Origin of the sequence: Streptomyces sp. V3I7, assembly GCF_030817495.1 — a bacterium.
GTDB lineage: Bacteria > Actinomycetota > Actinomycetes > Streptomycetales > Streptomycetaceae > Streptomyces.
This window is the reverse complement of the sequence record NZ_JAUSZK010000001.1, coordinates 2,076,669-2,096,108: the sequence shown is the minus strand read 5'-3', so window position 1 is coordinate 2,096,108 and position 19,440 is coordinate 2,076,669. Positions and strand designations below refer to the sequence as shown.

The window sequence follows — 19,440 nt, the reverse complement described above, 5'->3', positions numbered from 1 at the left end:
TCGTCCGGCCTGCCTCGGCACCGAGCTGCCACATCCACGTTACGGAGAGCTCTTCCGGCTCGGGTGAAGCCGGTGCTCAAGCCCCTCATCAGCGGTCCGTCGATGCCTCCGGACCCGGTGACACCACCCCCCGGATCATCAACAACAGGAGGGGGAAGTCATGCCGGACCCGAAGGCCGGAGGCCCCATAGCGGAGCCACCAAAAAGGTAACGGGGGGGGGCAGCGCCAGATGCCGCGGGCGCGCATCAGCTCGATCTGGGGTTCGGTGACGTGCTCGCGATACTCGCCGTGGTCGTACGGCGGTCGGTCAGCGTAGAGGTTGGCCGGGTAGATGGGCTGGTTGTAGAGGGTGCGGTACAGCTCGGTGCGCAGGTCCTTGGGCCAGTTCGTCCACGCGGCAGTGGTGCGCTGTCGGCGCAGGGCGGGCAGGTCGATGGTGGCGGTGACGAACGAGGCGACGCCGCCGTGGTCGAGGTGGCCGACGATGCGGCCGGTGTGGTCGGTGATCGTGGAGCGGCCCCCGAAGAAGTCGACGCGCTGCCCGTCGGCGCCGGTGTAGGAGGCCGGGTTGGGGGCGAGGACGTACATGAGGTTGTCGAGGGCGCGGGCCCGGTTCTGGATGTCGAAGGCGTTGGAGGCGACGCCGGGCAGCGGGTAGCTGGTGCGGTAGGCGATTTCGCATCCGCTGAGGGCGAGGCCGCGGGCGTTCTCCGGGTAGCTGGCCTCGTTGGCCATCATGACGCCGAGGCGGCCGATGGCGGTGTCCGCGACGGGCCAGTACGCGTCGGGGCCGTTGCCGTACAGCTCAGTCCACTGGTCGAGAACGTCGTGCGGGCTGAGACTGTGTTCCATCGGCGGGAGCGGGGCGAGCTTGTAGTGCCGCAGGACGATCTCGCCCGTCGGGTCGATGACGAAGCCGACGTTGAAGTACCGGTCGGGGAAGGCCGGGTGGAGGGCCTTGGCCTGCGCCATGATGTGCACGCCGAACTCGCGTGCCCAGCGGCCGAGTTCTTCGCTCTCCGCCCCAGGGAGGGTGATGGCGCAGGTGCCGGCGTAGGTGGTGTGGTCGAGGTCATGGATCTCGTCGGTGAACCCCTGGAGCGCGCCTTCGGGCAGGGCGACGAGGCGGACGGGGTGGTCCAGGCCGCCGAGCGCGACGGCGGTACGGGTAAGCGAGTACAGGCAGTCCAGGTTGGTAGCGATGTCGTCGCGGTCCTGGATCTCGGTGATCTCCGGGATGAGTCCGACCGCGGTGTACGGATTGATCGTCATGGGGTGTGGCCTCCTTGTCCGACGCCATCCTTTGGGGCCGGTCGGACAGAGGGCTGGAGGCGGTGAAAGCAGACGGTGGGCTCGGTTCGAGGTGGCAGCCGCCGCTGAGCCGTGATCGCTTCAGTCGTTGTTGCCCTGGCTTCGGCCGCGCATCGCCTCTCGGGCTTCTTGCATGGCGCGAATGAGTTCGGGGAGTTGACGGAATAACCCGGTCAGCAGCATGAGGCAGAGGCCGACGAGGCCGAATGCGGCGAGTGCCCATCGGGTGATGGCGTCCCAGTCCAAAACACTTCTCCTGCTGCGGTCGAGGTGAGGGAGGGCCCGGGGTGCCGGTCTCCGCTTGAGTGGCCTCAACGTTGCCCGGATTCACGTGGCGCCGATACGCCAAACGCTGGCCACTTTGCCGCCACTTCGGCGGTCACCTCCGTGTTGAGGGGGTGAGATATATGGGCTTTCTTGCTATTTGCGCACGGTGAGCGCGTGAGGATTCAGGTGCCAAGTGGCCACAAAGTGGCCAGGGTTTGGCGTAGTAGTGCCATGAGTCTGTGTGATAGGGGCATGCCTCGTCCTGAGCGCGTCAGACAGTGATAAACCCGGTTTGGCTACACTGATCGACAGCGCGGGGGCGCGCTCTGGAGGAGATGTATGGTCCGGCCCCTGCCGCCTCGCCGTCCTGTCGGCCACCGCCGTGACGGGCGGCCGATCTACCCCATCCTCGGTGCCTCCCCGGAGGACGAGACGAACGACCAGCTCGATGACGCCAACGACGACGGCGGCCAGGAGCAGCAGGTCACGTTCTCCCAGGACCGACTGGGCAAGATGCTCACCCGCGAGAAGGCCCAGGGTGAACGCGCGGCCATCAAGCGGCTGTTGACCACGCTCGGGTTCGACAACCCGAAGGCGCTGACCGAGTTCGTGACCACGCAGCGGGAGGCCGAGCAGGCCGCGCTGTCGGAGGTCGAACGCCGCGAGCAGGCCGCTCAGGAGCGCGAGTTGCAGGCGGCACGCCGGGAGGAGCTGGCCGCCGAGCGCGAGCGGGCGGCGCTTCGCCGGGCCGCGCTGGTGGCGCTCGGCGCGGAGGGCGATGACCTGGTGGACGCCGAGCGTCTGCTGGCCGTGGACGACGAGGACGCCGACGAGGCGCAGATCCAGTCGGCGGCCGAGGCCCTGCGCACTCGCCGCCCCGAGCTGTTCGGGGAGGTCCGTACCCCGGTGCCGGCGGCCCCCGCGGGTGCTCCGGCCGGACGCGGCCCGACCCGTACGACGCCCGTGTCCAAGCCCGGCTCCGCCGGGCTGGAGATGGCCAAGCGCCGGGGCCTGATACCCGAGTTCAGCGACACAGCCGCCCGGTAGTTCCGGGCCCGCATCCAGGGGACCACGCCCCGCAACTTCGTGGACGTCACCGCCTCCGTGGGCGGTGTGCGGAAGTCACCGCAGCGTCCATGGAGACACGCACATGACCATCCAGCCCGTCTCGAAGTCCGAGTACACCACCGCCAATCGCGAGTGGCTGGCTTCCCTGCACGGCACCGACTCCGTCGACACCATCACCCTCGACCTGAACCTGTTCTGCGAGGGCACCCACTACGTGTGCGGCGACGGCTGCGACCCGTACGGTCGAGTACTGTCCGGCGTGCCGGTCGGCCGCGTCGCGGAGTCCGGCCTCTACGGCCCGTACGACCCGGACGCGCACTGCGGCCGTCAGATCCTGCGCGGCTTCGTGATCGCGGAGGCCCCGTTCGCTCCGGGCCAGACCCGCGTCCCGGCCGCCCTGCTGTGGCACGGCGCGGTGAAGGCGTCGAAGGTTCCCGGCGGGATCGACGTGTCCCAGCTCGTGTGGCACCCGCGTGCCGCGCAGATCCGCTTCGTCTGAGCGGGGGCTTGAGCTGTGACGATTCAGGACCTCCTCAAGGACGTCTCGGTCATGGACCTGACGGCGTTCGCCAGGGCGATCCCGTCCCCGAAGGACTTCCTCCTCACCCAGACGATCTTCCCGACGGTCGAGATGCGGGAGGTGAAGTGGCGGACGAAGGATTCCGGCCGGTACGTCAACGTCGCGAAGTACCGGGCGTTCAACGCCAGCGTGCCGTTCGCAACCCGTGAGGCATGGCAGACCTCCCGCGAGGGTGCGCTGCCGCCGCTGGGGCAGAAGCTCGTCGTCTCCGAGCAGGAGCAGATCCTGCTGGAGGCGTCGCACGGCAGTGATCAGGACCGGCTGATCGAGCTGCTGTACGACGACGTGGAGCGTCACGTCGAAGCCATCCGTTCCCGACTGGAGCTGGCCGCCGGCGACGTGCTCGCGGATGGCCGGTTCACGCTGGAGCAGGAGAACGGGCTGACGCTCGAAGTCGATTGGAACGTGCCGGTGGAGAACCGGCCGGTCGCCCGTATCCCGTGGTCGGATCCGGCTTCCGATCCGATCGCGGACGAGCTGCGGTGGATTCAGCAGCTCGACGACATTGGGGCCCCCGAACCGGAGCTGGTGATCACGAGCCGGAAGGCGTTCTCGTACCTGGCGGCGAACAACGCCTACAGGGCGGCGTACTACGGGTCCGTGTCCCCGTCGACCACGCCGACGGCGACGCTCACCCCGCAGCAGATCAACGTGGTGCGCGGCAACTACTCGCTGCCGCCGCTCACGTTCTACAAGGCCCAGGTGCGGGTGGACGGCAAGCCGCGCAAGGTGCTGCCGGAGGACGTGTGGATTCTGGTGCCGCCGGAGCGGGAGAAGTGGGCGCAGACCATGTACGGGGTGACGGCGGAGGCCCTGGTGCTGTCGCGGGGGACGAACCCGGAGATCATCCGGGAGGATGCCCCTGGCCTGATCATCACCCGAGGTGTTCAGGATGACCCCGTGCAGATCTGGACCAAGGGTGCCGCGGTCGGGATGCCGGTCATGCATACCCCGGACGCGCACATCGTGGCGAAGGTCCTGTGATGGTGGGCGGTGGGCGGCTGAAGGCCGCGGTGTACGTGCAGGACCCGACCACGAGGGAGGACCTGGTCCTGATGCCGGGCGACTGCCCGGAACCGGAGGTGGCCGCCCTGATCACCAATCCGGACGCGTGGGACGTCCCGCCGGACGGCTGCGAGGAACCGGACGAGATGGTCTCGGCGGTGAAACCGGAGCTGGCCGAGAACAAGGACGACGGCCAGGAGGTCGGCGCCGGCGCGAGCGGGACGAAGAAGCCGCAGACCCGGCGCTCCCGCTCGTCCGGGTCGTAGGATGCCGCTCGTACGGCTCGTCACCGGCCTCCCCCGTCTGGTGACGGGCCGTACTTCGTTCGATGGAGGGGCAGCCCCCTGTGGATGAGTTTCAGAGATCGTGGCTGCTTGCGCAGCTCGGTCCGGACACTGACCCGGCCGACTTGGAGCGCCGGTACTTCCGGCTGCGGTCGGTGCGCGCGGTCGCCCTCGAGGTGTTGGGTGAGCGGCGGGCCAAGCTCCTCGCAGACCCGTTGAAGGTCAGTGTCGACGGTGTGGTGACGATGGACCTTCAGGAGAACCTGCGGGGGATCGAGCGGCAGATCGACCAGGCGGGTCGGGCGCCCGCGCCGGACGACCCGGTCGAGGAGGAGACGGAGGGGGCGGGGGAGATGGTGCAGGTGACGTGGATCGCTCCGGTGTACCGCTACCGGTAGACGCACCTCGCCACGGCCTTGGTGTTGCTTTTTCACCCCGCATGCAAGCGCCGTCGGCGAAAACCGGTACGAACTTGAACAAGCTGCGAAGAAGGCTGTTCGGCATGCGCAAGGAGACCTTGCAGCGGTCTAGCCGGACGTGCATGCTCCTCCGGCTTGCCTGAGGCTGGGGACATGACTTTCGTTCCCGTCATCGTCTACCCACCGGCCGAGGACGGCGGGCGGCGTGTCCGCGTGGGCGACGATTTTGTAGGCATGGCCTACACGATGCTCGACATCGTGGAGTTCCTGCGCCGGGCGGGACTGGAGGATGTGGAGGTCGACGACGTGGCCACCAGCCCGCTGTCGGGTTGGATCGAGTGGCGGGGAGGTGGTCCGGAAGCCTGGGCCTACTGAGCGGATTTCCTCCTGGCTGTTTCAGGCTCAAGCGGCCGCGCACTCTAGTAGCGCATTGAGCTGCGCCGCCGTTCCCTCGGGGTCCGTCGTGTGGTGGATGGTGCGGATGCCGAGTGCTTCGGCTGGCGGCAGGTTCTCGGCATGGTCGTCGACGAACACGCACTCTGGCCCGGTTAGCCCCAGCGCATCCAGCGCCCGCTGGTAGATGAAGGGTGACGGTTTCCGTACGCCTTCCCGCTCAGACAGGATCACCGCGTCGAACGCGTCCTCCCACATGCCGAGCGCCGCGTACGGATTGTAGGGCTGCAGGCCGAAGCTATTCGAAAGCATCGCCACCTTGATCCCTGCGGTGCGGGCTCGGTCGACGACCGCCACGATGGCCGGCTCTGGCCGGAGGTTGGCCAGAGCGCGGCGCATGAGGTCGGTGGCGTCGATGCCGAGGATTCCACCGATGACGCGATTCCAGTCCTCCTGGGTGGCCTTGCCGACTTCAAGCGCGGAATACACGGCCACGCCTTCCGGGTTCTCGTCGAGGGCATGGAAGTAGGCGCCGGGTTCCAGACCTTCGGAGCGTTCGAAAGCCTGGCCGTTGAGCCGCATCCGCGTGGTGAGGACTCCGCCGAAGTCGAGGATCAGGCCGCGGTAGGAGGAAGACAAGGTGGCTCCTTGTGAGACGCGCGTTGTAAGTCGATCCCCGCGTCCGACGGGGGACCCGTGGGTGCCCTCTCACGCGGGAGACGCATTCAGTCTGGATTGAGTGGCGGGGCGGCGGTCCGGAATCCTGGGCCCACTGTGATGGGGCTCCCTGATTTCCGCGCCTGCTGCTCGTACGTGTGACAGACCTACTCGCGGGACTTCGCCAGGGCGGAGAGGCATGGGGCCTTACCGTCATGGGCGCGGCAAGACCCCGAACCGTAACAAACCCTCAGCCGAGAGGTACCTTCGCGAAAGGCTCCCACTCGTACATCTGGTTGTCCCGGTGGATCACGATGAGCTCCGCGCTGGAGATGCGGGCCTGCGCTGGAGCGAGGTTGAGGTTGGCGAGGACCTGTTGGATCGGCTCGGCGGGACCGTCTCCCGCGCTGTAGGCCACGGAGACGTGGGGGGTAAAGCCCTCGGCCTTCTCCGGGACCTCACCCAAAACGTGCCCGATGGCATCCCGGATAGCGTTCCGGACGGCTCGGACAGGCCCGTCGGGGTGGACATGTAGGAGTACCGCCTCCGGGGCCAGCACCGCAGGCCCGATCTGCAGGCCGAAGGATGGGATGGCCGCCAGTCGTGGGCGGGGCTGCATCCACGATGGCGCGGACGTCACGCTCCTTCGCTTCGCCTACGAATCCGATTCCCTGCATGGTCAGGTGCAGCCACTGGTTGGGGATCGGCGTGAGGGTGTCGGCGAGAGGTGCGAGCGCGGATCGGTACTCGGCAGTGAGCCGGTGCACATCGTCCTGGCCTTCGAACGTCAGGTGCCAGGTGTAGAAGCGGCGGCCCACGCTCCAACCGGGGCGCCACCACCAGTGGTTCCGCATGGCCTCGGGTTGCGTCGTCATAACCAGGGATCAAATCAGGCAGAGTCCTCCCCTGGCGAGAGTGCAAGATGCCGCGGAGCGGAGTCCACGCAGAACTCTTCGATAGCCTGTCGCAGCCCAACGGTTGTACTGGCACTGGCGTAGGGTCGGCCGTTGCATCCCGGCCCCTGTGTCGACCCTCACCTGATCCCGGTTGCCCTGTCGTTCCTCTCCTCGGACAGGGCAGGATCGGCACATGAGGATTCTCGTCATCGGCGGAACGTGGTTCCTGGGCAAGGCCATTGCGGAAAGTGCACAGGTGCGGGGGTGGGATGTCACCACCTTTAACCGCGGCCGATCGGGACCCGATGTGCCCGGGGTTGAGACCGTACGCGGCGACCGTACGGATCTCAGCGACCTAAGGCGCCTTGCCCAGCTTGGGCCGTGGGACGCCGTGATCGACACGTCCAGCTCAGACTTCCCCCCTCGGGAAGTTCTGCTGGCTACCACCACGCTTCGGGAGGCAGCTCGGCGCTGGGTCCACATCTCTACCGTGTCCGTGTATCAAGGCTGGCCGAACCATCACCTCACCGAGGATTCGGCGCTGCTGGACTGCCCGGCTGACGCGGACGGTACGTTCGGGTACACGGGTGCGGACGGGAGTCCCACTAGGTACGGCTTCCAGAAGGCCGGTGGGGAGCGAGCCGTGTCTGAGGCGTTCGGTGATGCGGCTGTCTTCCTGCGCCCGGGGGTAATCCTGGGTCCCGGAGAGTACGTTGGCCGCCTCCCGTGGTGGTTGACCAGGGCCAAGCGCGGCGGTCACATCCTCGCTCCGGCGCCGAGTAGTCAGCGAATCCAGCCGGTCGATGTCCGTGACGTTGCCGAGTTCGCCTTGGAGCAGGCAGCGAGTGAGACGAGCGGCGGTTACAACGTCACCCACCCAGAGGGCATCACCTTTGCCGACTTCCTCGCCGAGTGCCTGGCCGTTACCGGTGGGATCGGGAAGCCGGAGTGGGTGGAGCCGGCCGTACTGAGCGAGCAGGGCGTTGCGCAGTGGACCGAGCTGCCGCTGTGGCGGACACATACGGGTGTGTGGTCGGTCGACTCCAGCCGTGCGGTAACCGCAGGGCTCCGCTGCCGGCCGCTTGCCGAGACCATCAGGGACACATGGACCTGGCTTGCAGTAGACGGGCGTCCCGTGGATCACCCACGGTGGGCGGAACACGGGATCGCCCGAGCGAAGGAGGCCCGGATCCTTACCTCGTTGGAGTAGTCAGGACTCGATTGCCAGCAGAGTTGCGTGTGGGCCGAGCCGGTAGGGCGGGGAGACCCTGGTGAAGTCCTCGATCTGCTCGCGGAGTTCCGTCGGGAGCTGGGACCCGTGGTACTGCGGGCGTGCCAGGTGCCTGCCGATACGTGCCGTTCTCACGACGATGCCTGTGCTGCGCTTGTCGGCTGGTACTTCCCAAATCGGCGACAGGGCGTCAGCCGCTCCTTCCACATTGCTAGCCAGCAGGCGTGCGTAGGCCAGATCGGCAGCTGCTTTCGCGCGAACGTGGGTGGACTGCCCGTCCTGTGTCCCCTCCGCGAGGAGGGCGAGTGCGCGGCTGGCCTCCACTTCAGCCTGCTCGGCATCGTCCATGAGGAGCGCGGTGGTGCTGTTGGACATGTGCAGCCGCTCTTCGGAGAATCCGAATTCGCCGCCCACGGCGTCGTGTAGTTCGTCGCGGATGTCGCGGCTGCCCTCCTTGGAGAGCTGGATGGCTCGCCGAGCGGAGGCGATGTCGCCGAGGTGAGCGTAGGCGCGGGCTGCGATGGCATGAAGGCGGCGTTGGGCGATGTCGCCGAGGCCTCCGTATGACAGTGCCCGCTTGGCCTTGGACAGGGCCTCGTTCGGCTCGCCCGAGTGGTACGCGATGTAGGCCAGGGTGCCGTCGGCGTAAGCCTGCAGGGGCGCGAAGCGTGTGCTTTCTCCGTACACCGCGGCGGCGCGAGCCAGGGTTCGAGCACTGGGGAAATAGCCCAGGTCGAACGCTGCTACGGCAAGGAGAGCGGCTGTTTGCCCGTTGAGGATCATCAGGGTCTGCTGCTGGATCGGAACCTGGGTCCGGTCCCGCTGCCGTTCGAGTTCTTGGCGGAGATCGTCGGCTGCTTCGTACGCCCTCACCACAGGCATGCTGTGATAACGCCGGGCAAGGGTCACCACCTGGTCACGCAGTTCGTCGATGGTGTTGTCGGAGATGGACGCTGCTGCGGTCGCATCGGCGCCGTCGTGGGCTTCACGTGCGGTCATCTGAACTCGCTCTTCCAGGTCGAACGCGGGTGCCTGGGGGTCGCCCGCGGGTGGCGGCCCGAACAGTTGCTCTGCTGTGTATCCGGGCCACATGGCTTCCAGGATTTGGCAGGCCTCCGACGCGGGTAAGCCGATGAGCTTGCCGCCAGTCCAACGCCGGAATTGCGTCTCGCCGCACGTCGGATTATTGGGGTTGTGCCCGAAGAGGTGGACGCCTGTCTGGTTGAACTTCTCTTCGAACCGGCGGTAGGTGAGGTTGTCTCGATCGCACAGCTTCGCGAGCAGTGTCCGCGGTGCGCTTCTTGTTCCGCTCATACCGCCCCCAAGTTTGCGGCCGCGTCCGGGTGGCTCGCGGATCGATCCCTTCCTTCGAAGGGGAACGTGTATTCCCTCGCTGCGGCAACACGTCCTGAACAGAAGCCACTTCAAAGCTACCCCGAGGCCAGGGATGACGCCGTAAGTGCGTGTAGAGGCCACGTGCGAAGACATGGCAAGGCCACGTGATCTGGGTGAACGCTGATCGCCAACCCTCGCTGAGAGTGCGTGACCGAGCACAATCGTGAACTTGGGAGCATCGCGTGACGTCGCCGAACCAGTACCCCGCCGCTTGTAGAAGCGGTACGGCCGTAGGAGCGATCGCGGCGCCGACGCAGGCTGCGTTCGCGCCGTTTCCTCTGCGAGTGGAGGAGCAGCCGGCCTGGGAGTGGAGTACAAAGTTGCTGACCAACGAAGAGGCCGGCGCCAACGCCCGACTTCGTGCTCGACCGCGGCTCAAGAAGCGGTATTGGCCCGGAAACGCGGACGCCGCGATTCGAGTCGCCGACAAGTTGGTGGACAACGCCGTGCGGCACGGCCTGCCGTTCGCCGACGGCTGTGTCCCGCTGCGCATGATCGTGTGCGCCGATGTCCGCGAGCTGCTCATCGAGGTGGACGACGCTTATCCCGAGTTCCCGGGCTTCGACGAGGCCGTGAACATGTCCGGCGAGCCCGTGGCATCTCCGACTGGCCTGTGGTGGGTGGCCCATTACCGCGGTCGCCTGTCGTGGAGCCCGAAGAGGGACGAGGGCGGCGTGATCGTAGGCAAGACCGTACAGGTCGTCCTCCCGATCACGTGGGCCCACGCGCGCACCGCGGCGTGCCCCCTGTCGGAACTGACTCGTGAGGACCCGCATGCCTGACCGCGTCTCCGTCGCCCGGCCGGTCACCCATCGCCGCAGTAGCAGACGCCCCCAGATAGGCCGCGACCTCCGCCACCAGGTCATGAGCGTGTTCGCCGCGCCTCTGTTGTGCCTCGTGGTGCTGGAGGGTATGACCGCTCTCGCCTCGTGGATCTATGGGTTCTATACCGTCCCGCTCGGCATCGCACTCGGCGGCAGCGTGTTCATCGCGGGGCTGGTCGGGGCCGTCAGAGCCCAGGTCGTGGCCGCCGCGCTTCAGCAGCAGCGCGACGCCGAGCTCCACCAGATCGCGGAAGCGGCGCGCGCCGCGGAACGGACCATGATCTGGACGGCCGACCAGATCTGCGCGGGCGGCCGGCCCGACCTGCCCCCGGATCCCCCGAGAGCGGGCGACGACATGCTCGACAAGGTCCTGGAGCTCATCGGCGTCATCCAGGTCCAGGGCGCGTACACCATGCAGCGGGTGCACGACGAGTCTCAGGCATCCGTACTTGTCGCCATGCACCGGACGCTGACGCGCCGTATGCACCTCCTGATCGACGAGATGCTGGAGCATCTGACCGGTCTGCAGAAGTCCACCGAGGACGCGGAGCTGCTCGACCGCAGCTTCAAGATCGATCACCTGGCGACACGGCTGCGCCGCATCGTGGAGAGCGTGTCGGTCGTGCTGGGCGGCCAGTCTCTCCGCGAGACCCGGGCGCCCGTTCCCGTCTCCACGGTGCTGCGCGGTGCGAAGTCGGAGGTCGTCAAGTACACGCGTGTCCAGACAGCGCCCGGTGAAGTCGGAGCCGCGTTCGCGCTGCCCGCGCATGTGCACCCCGATGTCGCGCACGTCATCGCGGAGTTGATCGACAACGGCTTGGAGAACTCCGATCCGGCATCGAAGGTGATCGTCCGCGCGCAGAAGGTGGCGAAGGGACTGCTGATCGAGGTCGAGGACCGGGCCTCGCTGCTGCTGGATCCTGATAAGCGGGATCTGCTGAATCGTCTCCTCGACAACCCGAACCAGGCCGATGTCGCCGGCCAGGTCCGTGCCGGAAGCCTTGGCCTGATCACCGCTGGGAAGCTCGCCGCCAAGTACGACCTGAAGGTGTGGCTGGCGTTGAACCCGGCGGGCGGAACTACCGCCAACGTCGTCGTGCCGGACCGCTACCTCGTCCCTGCCGCTCCCGTCGTCGGCACCGTCACGGTCTCCGCCGCGCCCCAGAGCCGACAGGTGGAGTATGCGGGAGCCGCTCCACAGCCCATGCGGCTCGCGCCCGCGGCTGCCGAACCGGCCCGGCAGCAGAGCGACATGAGCGGAGCGGGTTCTCTGCCGCGGCGCCAGCGGGTGGCCAGGCCTATGCCCGACAGCCACGCCGCCGAGCCCGCGGGCCCGGCTCGGGCTGCAAGGCCCCAGACGGTGGCCGATTGGCGGTCGGGCCTGCGCGCTGGCCTTCACGGCGAGCCGCCCTCCACCGCCCCGAACCCTCATTCCTGACCCCCACTACCTCGTTTGGAGCGAACGGCCATGGCCTACGACGCGACCGGCTCAAGCACCGTGCTCACTCCCCAAGCTGTCCAGGGGCAGATGACGCGCCTGCTGGACGAATTCGTGGCGGACACCGCCGGTGTCACCCACGTCCTGCTGGTCTCCACCGACGGGATGAAACAGGCGATCTGTTCGCACATGGACCCCGACTGGGCGGACGGCCTCGCAGCGGCGTTCTCGGGCATCGCGGGACTGGCCAAGGGCATCACCGGCCGGACGGACGAGATGATGCCCGCGCGGCAGGTCCTGATCGAGCGGGACGACACGCTCTTCCTCGTCACCCACGCCGGTGCAGGCAGCACCTTCAGCTCGTCCGGGGATGTGGTCGCGACGGTACTGGTCGTGCTGACCGTCCCGGACGCGAACATCGGGTCGGTCGCCTACAGCGCCGGGCGCCTGGTGCAGCGGTTCGCCCCCTTCATGACCACCCCCGTCCGCACGCGCACCGGCCAGGACAGCGGTGTCGAATGACCTCCCGCCCGCACCAGGAGGCCACGGATGCCGCGGCCCCGGACGAGACGGCCAGCATCGTCCGGCTGTACGCGGTGACCGACGGGCGCACCCGGCCCCGCCACATCCTGAGCCTGCACACCGTCCTTGGCCCCGGCCGGCGGACTCCTCGCGGGCTGCCCGAGGAGAGCGCGCGGATCGTCGAACTGTGCTCGCAACGACGGTGTCCACTCGCCGAGTTGGCCGGCAGTCTCGGCCTGCCCATCACCACGGTGAAGGTGCTCGTCTCCGACCTGATCGACGCCAGTGCGCTGAGGATTCCCGCGGGGGACGCGCTCAGCGCGGACGGCCACGTGCAGAAGCTGATGGCGCTGAGCGCCGCCATCAAGCGCAGGCACCCCAATGCCGCAGCGAAGGCCGGGTGACGTCATGACCCAGCACAAGCCCGCCGAACGGATGCCCCTCAAGCTGGTCATCGCTGGAGGATTCGGTGTCGGCAAGACCACTGCGATCGGCGCCATCAGCGACATCACGCCGTTGAAAACCGAAGAGCTGCTCACCACGCAGAGCGAGGCCACGGACAGCCTGACCGGGATCGCGGAGAAGAGGACCACGACGGTCGCCTTCGACTTCGGCCGTGCCGGCTGGGACGACCCCGAGCCCGTGGAGCTCTACCTCTTCGGCACACCGGGGCAGCCTCGCTTCTGGGACTTCTGGCACGTCCTGGCCGAAGGGGCGTTCGGCGCCGTCGTGCTGGCCGACACCCGCCGGCTCGCTTCCAGCTTTCATGCAGCCGACTTCTTCGAACAGCTCGGCATGCCCTTCGTCATCGCGATCAACCGGTTCCCCGACGCCAGCGTGCGAACGCTGGACGAGGTCCGCGAGGCATTCGACGTGCACGCGGGCGTGCCGGTGATGTTCTGCGATGCCCGCAACGCCGATTCCGTGGCCTCGGTCCTGCTCGTCCTGGTCGAGCACGCGGTGCGCTTGACCTACCCCAACTCTGCTTATTTGGACGCCTAGATGACTATTTCTCAGAGCCCCCACGCCCCTCACCTGCCTATGCCGTTGCCCGGCACGAGGGAGCACCAGATCGAGGCTTTCACGGAAGACCCGGCCACCGAGCTGTCCGAGATGGCCATCCGTCTCAACCGGTTCAACGAGCTGGGCATCGTCATGCAGCCGAACGACGTGCTCGACGACCTGGCCACCGACATGGCGGAGCGGGCCGGTTTCTTCTACGCCATGGTGAACGGCTTCGGCGAGGAGCAGACGTTCCTGGGCCTGCACAACCCCCCGCGGGAGTCGGGCCTTCCTGTCGTCGGCCGCACCATGAGCCGCAACCACGGCTATTGCCCCGAGGTCGTCGAACGCAAGCGCGGCCTTCCCCTGCCCGACGTGGCCGCCTCTCCGCGCTTCCAGAGCAACCATGTCGTCGACGCCATCGGCATCGAGTCCTACTTCGGCAGCCCCATCATCGACGCCGCTACCGGCCTCGTCCTGGTCACCGTCTGCATCATCGACCCGGAGCCGAGGACCCTCCGCGACGCCGACCGGCTCCAGGGCATCGTCCGGGACTCCACTCGTGCAGCGGCCGACGTCCTCAAGATCAGGACCCCTGCTTCCTGAGCGACGAACCGCCCGGCCCTCACCACGCGGTACAGGCCGCAGCCGCCCCCATGTGAGCCCCTCTCAGGCAGAAGGACCGCCCACGATGATGCCCACCTCCGTCACTCTCGACAGGTTCCTCACGCCCTCCCACCGGGCCCTGTGGGAGGCCGCCGACGACTTCGCCGCCCAGGAGATACAACCGCGGGTGGACCGCATGGAGAGCGCGCCGCACCGCGTGGACCGCAAGCTCGCCCGGCTGCTGGCCGGCCGCCGCTGGTTCGGCGTCACCGTGCCCGAGGCCTTCGGCGGCATGCAGGCCGGTCACGTCGCCAAAACGATCCTGATCCACCGCCTGGCCCGGACCTCCGCCGCGGCCGCTGCCGTACTCCAGGCCAGTTTGATCCCCGTTGCCGCCCTGCTCCACTACGGCAGCCGCGACCAGCACAAAGAGCTGCTGCCGCAGGTGGCGGACGGCAGTACGTTGATGTCGATCGCCGTGACCGAACCCGATCAGGGCGGCCACATCGGCGGGATGGCGACCGCTGCCGAGTGGGACGGGAAGGCCTGGGTCCTCACCGGCGAGAAGTCCCACGTCGGCAACAGCCCCATCGCGGACCTGCACGTCGTCGTCGCACGCACGGCTCGGGAGGGCACCCGCACCTCGAAGGCCCTCACCGCATTCCTCGTCCAGGGCGACCAGCGAGGAGTGACCCTCCAGAGGGACAGCAGCAAGTTGGGGCTGCGCGGCTTCGGCTTCGGCAGGATCCGCTTCGACCGTGTCCGCGTCGCCCCGCACAACGTCCTCGGCGACGTCGGCCAGGGACTCGACGTCGCCCAGTCCAGCAGCATCCTGTACGGGCGGCCCAACCTCACTGCGGTCTCGCTCGGCCTGCACGAGATGGCCGTCTCCCTGACGGCCCGGTACGTCAGCACCCGCCCCCGCTACGAGGGAAAGCTCGCCGACGTCGGCGTCATACGGGACCGCCTCGGCCGCATGTCCGCCCGGCTGATCATGGCGCGGATCCTGACCTACCACGCCGTCGACATGCTCGACCGCGGCCTGCCGTGCGACGACGAACTCATCGCCGCCAAGGCGCTCGGCCACGAACTCGCCGCCGAAAGCGGAAACGACGCCATGGAGTTGCACGCCGCGAACGGCCTGGACGGGGACTACCCCATCCAACGGATCTGGCGCGACATGCAGACCACCTACGCGCCCGCCGGCACGGGTGAAGTTCAGCGTCTACGCCTCGCGGAGAACCTCCTGCAGGAGGAAACCAGCGAGAGCGTCCGCACGCCGTGGTCCGTTCTCCACTCCGGCCGCCCCCAACCCTCCATATCCGACCCGCCGATCGCCGTCCAAAAGCTCCCGTGCACGGCACCCCTTCCATCCGCACCGCCGTGCACGGGCCAAGTCCCGCGCTAGGTACCCCCCGTTATCGAGCGCGGGACACCGGCCGGCGCGGGCGCGGCAGCTCAACGCCCTCCTCCCCGAGGGGCGCCGTACCTGCGCCGGCCACCGCACCACCAGCCCACTCAAGGAGCAGGGACGTGACCACTCACAGAGGGCGCCCCGCCCCGACCGCCGTATGAACCGCCGCGCGCGGCAGTTTCCCCGGCTGCTGCTGCGCGGTCCCCGTGTTCCGCCTTTGGGAGAGCCAAGCCTCAGCCAGCGCCTGGCCGCTCCCGGCCTGGAGGCGGAGCACGCCCTCGTTCCCCGGTCTCGACGGTGGCCGGGGAACGAGGGCCCGCACATCCTGCCCCGACCGCGGCTCCTTGGCCTCGCGTCAAGACCGCCTCCCAGGAAGGACACCGATGCACGCTTTCAGCCCTGCTGCCACTGCCGTTGTCGATCGCGACGCGACCCCGGGCCCCGGCCAAGACGTCTTGCTCGACTTCGTACGGCAGGTCGCCTCCGACGCAGAGATGCTCGCCGTGTTCCCCCTCGATCCGACGGAACGCACCTGGCTGCAGATCTCCGGCCCCGATGGCAGCGAGGCGTGGCTGATCGGCTGGCCGCCCGGCACTGGCACCGGCTGGCACGACCACGCCGAGTCGGTCGGCGTCTTCCTCACCGCGTCCGGCGAGCTGAAGGAGAACTCGCTCGCCGCCCGGCTGCCCACCGACGGCTGGAAGATCCTGGAACTGACCGACGACGTGGACCGCGAGCGTCGGCTCCCGGCCGGTCAGGGCCGGGCCTTCGGACGGCACCACGTCCACGAGGTGCTCAACGAGTCCACCGACCAGCACGCGATCTCCGTGCACGCCTACTACCCGCCCCTGCCCCAGATCCGCCGCTACAGCCGCACGGGCCAGGTCCTGCGCCTGGAACAGGTCGAGCGCCCGCAGGACTGGCAGTGAGCGGGGCGTTCGGACGCCTCGCGCGCGGCGGCCCCGTGAATCCGCCTGCCGCGCGCGGGCTCCATGAAAGGAACATGGTCGTGTCCTTATACGAACTCGCTGGAAGCACCGTGCTCGTCACCGGCGCGGCCGGTTTGATCGGTAGCCGCATCACCGCCCAGCTCCGCCAGCTCGGCGCGCGAACGGTGTCGGTGTGCAAGATGGACGCCTATCCGGAGTCCACCTACCGCGACTACTTCGGCATCCGTTCCGACGACCCCGACTTCATCGTTGGCGACATTGCCGAGCCTCGCCTGATCAAGAGGCTCATCCCCGGCTGCGACTACGTCATCCACGCCGCCGCCCTGGCCGACGTGGCCGCCTGCACCCGCCAGCCCCTGGAGGCGATCGACAGCAACGTCGTCGGCACTCAACGGGTCCTCGACGCGGTGGCCGCCTCCCGGACCGTGCGGCGGATGGTGTTCGTCTCCTCCGCCAGCGTCTACGGCAACGGCGAACAGGGACAGCCCGGAGCACAGTTCCGCGAGGACGCCCCCGTGCGGCCGGTCTCGGTGTACGGCGCGAGCAAGGTGTGGGGCGAGCACGAGACCGCCGCAGTGCTCGGCGCCGCCGGCATCTCGTACGCCATCGTCCGCTACTTCTCCGTGTACGGCGAACCGCAGGTCATCAAGGAGCACAGTCATTCCTGGGTCATCGCCTGGTTCGCGATGCGCGCCTCACTGGGGCTCCCGCTGCACCTCAACGGCGGCGGGCACCAGGTCCGCGATTTCGTGCACGTGGACGACATCGCTACCGGCACCTTGCATGCCCTGACCGCCGAGCGGGCGCACCAGGCGACGGTGAACATCGGTACCGGCACGGGCACGTCGATCCGCCGCCTGGCTGACCTGGTCTGTTCGCACTACCCCGGTGTTCCGCTGCGGGAGACGGCGATGCCTCCCGGCGACCCGGAAGGCGGCTACGCCTGCACCCGAAGAATGGAAGATCTCCTGGGCTGGAGACCGGGCATCAGCATGGAGGACGGGGTGGCCCGGTATGCGGCGTGGCTGCGCGAGCGTCCGGACGTCATCCCGCAGTGGCTGCGTGAAGACGCTGCGGCGTAGGAGGTGCAGCGGATGCCTTCGCTCAGAGAGCTCGCAGAAGGACGGCGGCTCGGCGATCACCAGGTTATGGACCAGACCACGCTGGACTGGATCACCGCCAACCGGCCCTCCTTCCCCGACCGTCCGTCACAGCTGCCGCACGCACCCCTTCTGCTGATCCCGCCTACGGAGTGGTTCTTCGACGCCCGGATCGCCGACTCCATTCACGGCGTCCTGCACGGCGCCCGCGTCAGCATGCTCGCCTCCCTCCTCGCGGGCGAGTACGACCTGAGCCGGAAGGAGACGGCGGTGCTGTGTGCCGCGGCGGCGATGCACGACTGCCGCCGTCGCCATGACCGCGACGACGTAGGGCACGGCCGGCGGGCGGCCCGCTGGTTCGCCCGATACCACCAGACCGTCAGCTGTTTCTTCGACTTCCAGCTTCCCGTGGGGCTGATCGCTCCGGCGGCCACCGCCGTGGCCCTGCACGACGTCCCCTACGACGCGTTCTCCGCCGAGCAGACACATGCCTACGCGCAGGCCCGGCAGTTCACGGATCTGCTGAAGGCCGCGGACTGCCTCGATCGGTACCGGCTGCCGCGGGATCGCTGGTGGCCCGACACCACCCGCTTGCGTATCCGTGTGCCCGCGTGGCTTCCCCAGGTGGCCTTCGACCTCGTCACCGCCAGCGAGCAGCACCGCCTGGACGGGGCCAGCCCCGATGACGCCCTAGCCCACGCCCGTTTGACCCTCTACCGGTAGGAGACACAGCGTGCGCGCCGAATGGGACGACGCCCACACCAACTACGCCTCCCCGGCCCGGCCACCCGGTCCGGCCTCCCTCCACGAGACCCCCACCGAGTGGGCCAGTCTGCTTGAGCAGGACACCGCGAACGGGTGGCTGCTGCGCGGCAACAGCATGCTGCAGACCCTGGCCAGCGGTCGCCCGATCCACTTGATGCACACCACTCCGGCTCTGGAGGCGATCCGGGCGAGTAGGCAGGTCTATGCCGCGGCGGGCTGTCTGGTCGGCAGCCTGTACTGCGCTCCGCTCAGCCCCGAGCCGGAGGGGCTGCGGCCGCACAACATGGGCGCCTATCTGCTGGAGACGAAGCAGAACCGCGACGTCCTGGTCATCGAGATCCGCCCGGATGCGCCTGTGCCGGTCAAGGGCATCGACTATCTACGCCTCGGCCGTATCCACTTGCTCACCTACGAGGAGCACCGCGACGTCCTGACCGGCGCCGAGGACGCCCGGCTACGGAAGGCCGCGGTGGAGCGTGTGCGGGCGGCCTCGGGATTCCTGGACGTACTGCTGGCAACCGCCTGCGGCCGGCCTCTCAGCCGAGAGGTGGCGTTCGTCGACCAGCTCGCCGACACGGTGTCATTGGTGCCGTTCCTGGGCTACCTGTACTTCGAGGTGCTGTCCGAGTACCTGATGCTCCACTCCACCTCCCCGCAGACCAAGACGTACGCCGAAGCGGGGGAGCTGAACAACCGGCTCTACAAGCAGCTCGCGTTCGCGGCGGTCAAGAGCATGAACCGCCTGTTCGACCTCGCCCTGTTCGCGCCCGACCGCGACCGGCTCACCGCACTCGTCGGCGAGATCGAACCCTCCCTCGCGTCCGGGGCAGCCCACTATGTGGAGCGGCGCCTGTCGCACCTGTTCGCCTTCGCGGCCCTGGACCCATCGCAGGACGCGGCGGCCGTCTCCTTCCACGGCGCGGACTTCCTCACCCTCGCCCAGGTCGCGCCCTCTCTGCTGGGGCAGATGGTGTTCCGCCAGATGCGCACCGAGCCCCGCTACCCGCAGCTCTTCTCCGTCTTCGAACAGGCCAAGGCACTGGGCGCGTACGGCTACTGGAACCGCCAGGGCATCCCCACCCCGTTCAACGGCTTCCTGCCCAAGGGAGAGATCGGCGTCAACCTGGCCTACCCGCGCGGCTCCTACGCAGTGTGGACGGCGGAGATCTGCGACCGAGGCCTCCTCCACCCCGTCGAGCAGCTCGACGTCACCTTCATCCCTCGCCTCACCGACCTGCGCGCCACCGCCCTGGGCAAGGCCGCCTTCCGCACCACGACCGCGACCGCAGCACACTGATCGAAAGGACCCCCA

General features: G+C 68.3%; 23 protein-coding genes. 18 read left to right on the top strand and 5 right to left on the bottom strand.

Annotated features, from left to right (window positions below; translation table 11 throughout):
* Nucleotides 1–88 precede the first annotated feature (88 nt).
* Nucleotides 89–1,273, bottom strand: coding sequence for a nitrilase-related carbon-nitrogen hydrolase (locus tag QFZ74_RS09890; RefSeq protein ID WP_307620438.1), 1,185 nt, complete (start codon nt 1,271–1,273; stop codon nt 89–91).
* 120 nt (nt 1,274–1,393) lie between these two features.
* On the bottom strand, nt 1,394–1,558 hold the full coding sequence (locus tag QFZ74_RS09885) for a hypothetical protein (protein ID WP_307620437.1): 165 nt from the start codon (nt 1,556–1,558) through the stop codon (nt 1,394–1,396).
* A 360-nt stretch (nt 1,559–1,918) separates the two neighbouring features.
* Here QFZ74_RS09885 and QFZ74_RS09880 point away from each other — a divergent pair, with 360 nt between their 5' ends.
* The 6 genes from QFZ74_RS09880 (at nt 1,919) to QFZ74_RS09855 (ending at nt 5,310) form a co-directional block, all read left to right on the top strand.
* Nucleotides 1,919–2,626 (top strand): hypothetical protein, encoded by a 708-nt coding sequence (locus QFZ74_RS09880; protein ID WP_307620436.1) that lies wholly within the window; start codon nt 1,919–1,921, stop codon nt 2,624–2,626.
* A 103-nt stretch (nt 2,627–2,729) separates the two neighbouring features.
* A complete protein-coding gene (locus QFZ74_RS09875) occupies nt 2,730–3,146 on the top strand; it encodes a K structural protein (protein WP_093542794.1) in 417 nt (138 codons plus the stop codon).
* Nucleotides 3,147–3,161: 15 nt separating this feature from the next.
* On the top strand, nt 3,162–4,211 hold the full coding sequence (locus QFZ74_RS09870) for a major capsid protein (protein ID WP_307620434.1): 1,050 nt from the start codon (nt 3,162–3,164) through the stop codon (nt 4,209–4,211).
* Nucleotides 4,211–4,498 carry a hypothetical protein gene (locus QFZ74_RS09865; protein ID WP_307620433.1) on the top strand — a complete coding sequence of 96 codons (288 nt, stop codon included), beginning with the start codon at nt 4,211–4,213 and terminating at the stop codon, nt 4,496–4,498. Before QFZ74_RS09870 ends, QFZ74_RS09865 begins: the two co-directional genes overlap by 1 nt.
* Before the next feature lie 80 nt (nt 4,499–4,578).
* Nucleotides 4,579–4,914, top strand: a complete 336-nt coding sequence (locus QFZ74_RS09860) for a hypothetical protein (protein WP_307620432.1) — start codon at nt 4,579–4,581, stop codon at nt 4,912–4,914.
* Between the two features lie 174 nt (nt 4,915–5,088).
* Nucleotides 5,089–5,310, top strand: coding sequence for a hypothetical protein (locus QFZ74_RS09855; protein ID WP_307620431.1), 222 nt, complete (start codon nt 5,089–5,091; stop codon nt 5,308–5,310).
* 27 nt (nt 5,311–5,337) lie between these two features.
* On the opposite strand, the gene QFZ74_RS09850 is transcribed toward QFZ74_RS09855, so the two are convergent.
* Nucleotides 5,338–5,967, bottom strand: a complete 630-nt coding sequence (locus QFZ74_RS09850; protein ID WP_307620430.1) for an HAD family phosphatase — start codon at nt 5,965–5,967, stop codon at nt 5,338–5,340.
* A gap of 268 nt (nt 5,968–6,235) precedes the next feature.
* Nucleotides 6,236–6,604, bottom strand: a complete 369-nt coding sequence (locus QFZ74_RS09845) for a 2'-5' RNA ligase family protein (RefSeq protein ID WP_307624097.1) — start codon at nt 6,602–6,604, stop codon at nt 6,236–6,238.
* A gap of 470 nt (nt 6,605–7,074) precedes the next feature.
* Between QFZ74_RS09845 and QFZ74_RS09840 the strand changes: the two genes are divergently transcribed.
* The gene (locus QFZ74_RS09840) at nt 7,075–8,091 is read left to right on the top strand and encodes an NAD-dependent epimerase/dehydratase family protein (protein WP_307620429.1); all 1,017 of its coding nucleotides are present in this window, start codon (nt 7,075–7,077) and stop codon (nt 8,089–8,091) included.
* Here the strand turns inward: QFZ74_RS09840 and QFZ74_RS09835 are convergent, their stop codons facing one another.
* On the bottom strand, nt 8,092–9,426 hold the full coding sequence (locus QFZ74_RS09835; RefSeq protein ID WP_307620428.1) for a DNA-binding protein: 1,335 nt from the start codon (nt 9,424–9,426) through the stop codon (nt 8,092–8,094). It lies immediately after the preceding gene.
* 263 nt (nt 9,427–9,689) lie between these two features.
* Here QFZ74_RS09835 and QFZ74_RS09830 point away from each other — a divergent pair, with 263 nt between their 5' ends.
* The 11 genes from QFZ74_RS09830 to QFZ74_RS09780 all read left to right on the top strand — a co-directional run bounded on the left by QFZ74_RS09830 (nt 9,690) and on the right by QFZ74_RS09780 (nt 19,425).
* Nucleotides 9,690–10,289: a hypothetical protein gene (locus QFZ74_RS09830; protein WP_307620427.1), complete on the top strand. Its 600-nt coding sequence runs from the start codon at nt 9,690–9,692 to the stop codon at nt 10,287–10,289.
* Nucleotides 10,282–11,769, top strand: a complete 1,488-nt coding sequence (locus tag QFZ74_RS09825) for an ATP-binding protein (RefSeq protein WP_307620426.1) — start codon at nt 10,282–10,284, stop codon at nt 11,767–11,769. Before QFZ74_RS09830 ends, QFZ74_RS09825 begins: the two co-directional genes overlap by 8 nt.
* Nucleotides 11,770–11,799: 30 nt before the next feature.
* Nucleotides 11,800–12,291 carry a roadblock/LC7 domain-containing protein gene (locus QFZ74_RS09820; protein ID WP_307620425.1) on the top strand — a complete coding sequence of 164 codons (492 nt, stop codon included), beginning with the start codon at nt 11,800–11,802 and terminating at the stop codon, nt 12,289–12,291.
* Complete coding sequence (locus QFZ74_RS09815) at nt 12,288–12,695, top strand: DUF742 domain-containing protein (RefSeq protein ID WP_307620423.1); 408 nt, start codon at nt 12,288–12,290, stop codon at nt 12,693–12,695. Before QFZ74_RS09820 ends, QFZ74_RS09815 begins: the two co-directional genes overlap by 4 nt.
* Before the next feature lie 4 nt (nt 12,696–12,699).
* On the top strand, nt 12,700–13,293 hold the full coding sequence (locus QFZ74_RS09810) for an ATP/GTP-binding protein (protein WP_307620422.1): 594 nt from the start codon (nt 12,700–12,702) through the stop codon (nt 13,291–13,293).
* A gap of 45 nt (nt 13,294–13,338) precedes the next feature.
* Nucleotides 13,339–13,899, top strand: a complete 561-nt coding sequence (locus QFZ74_RS09805) for a GAF domain-containing protein (protein WP_307620421.1) — start codon at nt 13,339–13,341, stop codon at nt 13,897–13,899.
* A gap of 85 nt (nt 13,900–13,984) precedes the next feature.
* On the top strand, nt 13,985–15,307 hold the full coding sequence (locus QFZ74_RS09800) for an acyl-CoA dehydrogenase family protein (protein WP_307620420.1): 1,323 nt from the start codon (nt 13,985–13,987) through the stop codon (nt 15,305–15,307).
* 389 nt (nt 15,308–15,696) lie between these two features.
* Nucleotides 15,697–16,242: a cysteine dioxygenase gene (locus QFZ74_RS09795; RefSeq protein WP_307620419.1), complete on the top strand. Its 546-nt coding sequence runs from the start codon at nt 15,697–15,699 to the stop codon at nt 16,240–16,242.
* A 74-nt stretch (nt 16,243–16,316) separates the two neighbouring features.
* Nucleotides 16,317–17,345, top strand: coding sequence for an NAD(P)-dependent oxidoreductase (locus QFZ74_RS09790; protein ID WP_307620418.1), 1,029 nt, complete (start codon nt 16,317–16,319; stop codon nt 17,343–17,345).
* A 66-nt stretch (nt 17,346–17,411) separates the two neighbouring features.
* Nucleotides 17,412–18,086, top strand: a complete 675-nt coding sequence (locus tag QFZ74_RS09785) for a hypothetical protein (protein ID WP_307620417.1) — start codon at nt 17,412–17,414, stop codon at nt 18,084–18,086.
* A 10-nt stretch (nt 18,087–18,096) separates the two neighbouring features.
* A complete protein-coding gene (locus tag QFZ74_RS09780; RefSeq protein ID WP_307620416.1) occupies nt 18,097–19,425 on the top strand; it encodes a hypothetical protein in 1,329 nt (442 codons plus the stop codon).
* Nucleotides 19,426–19,440: the final 15 nt, after the last annotated feature.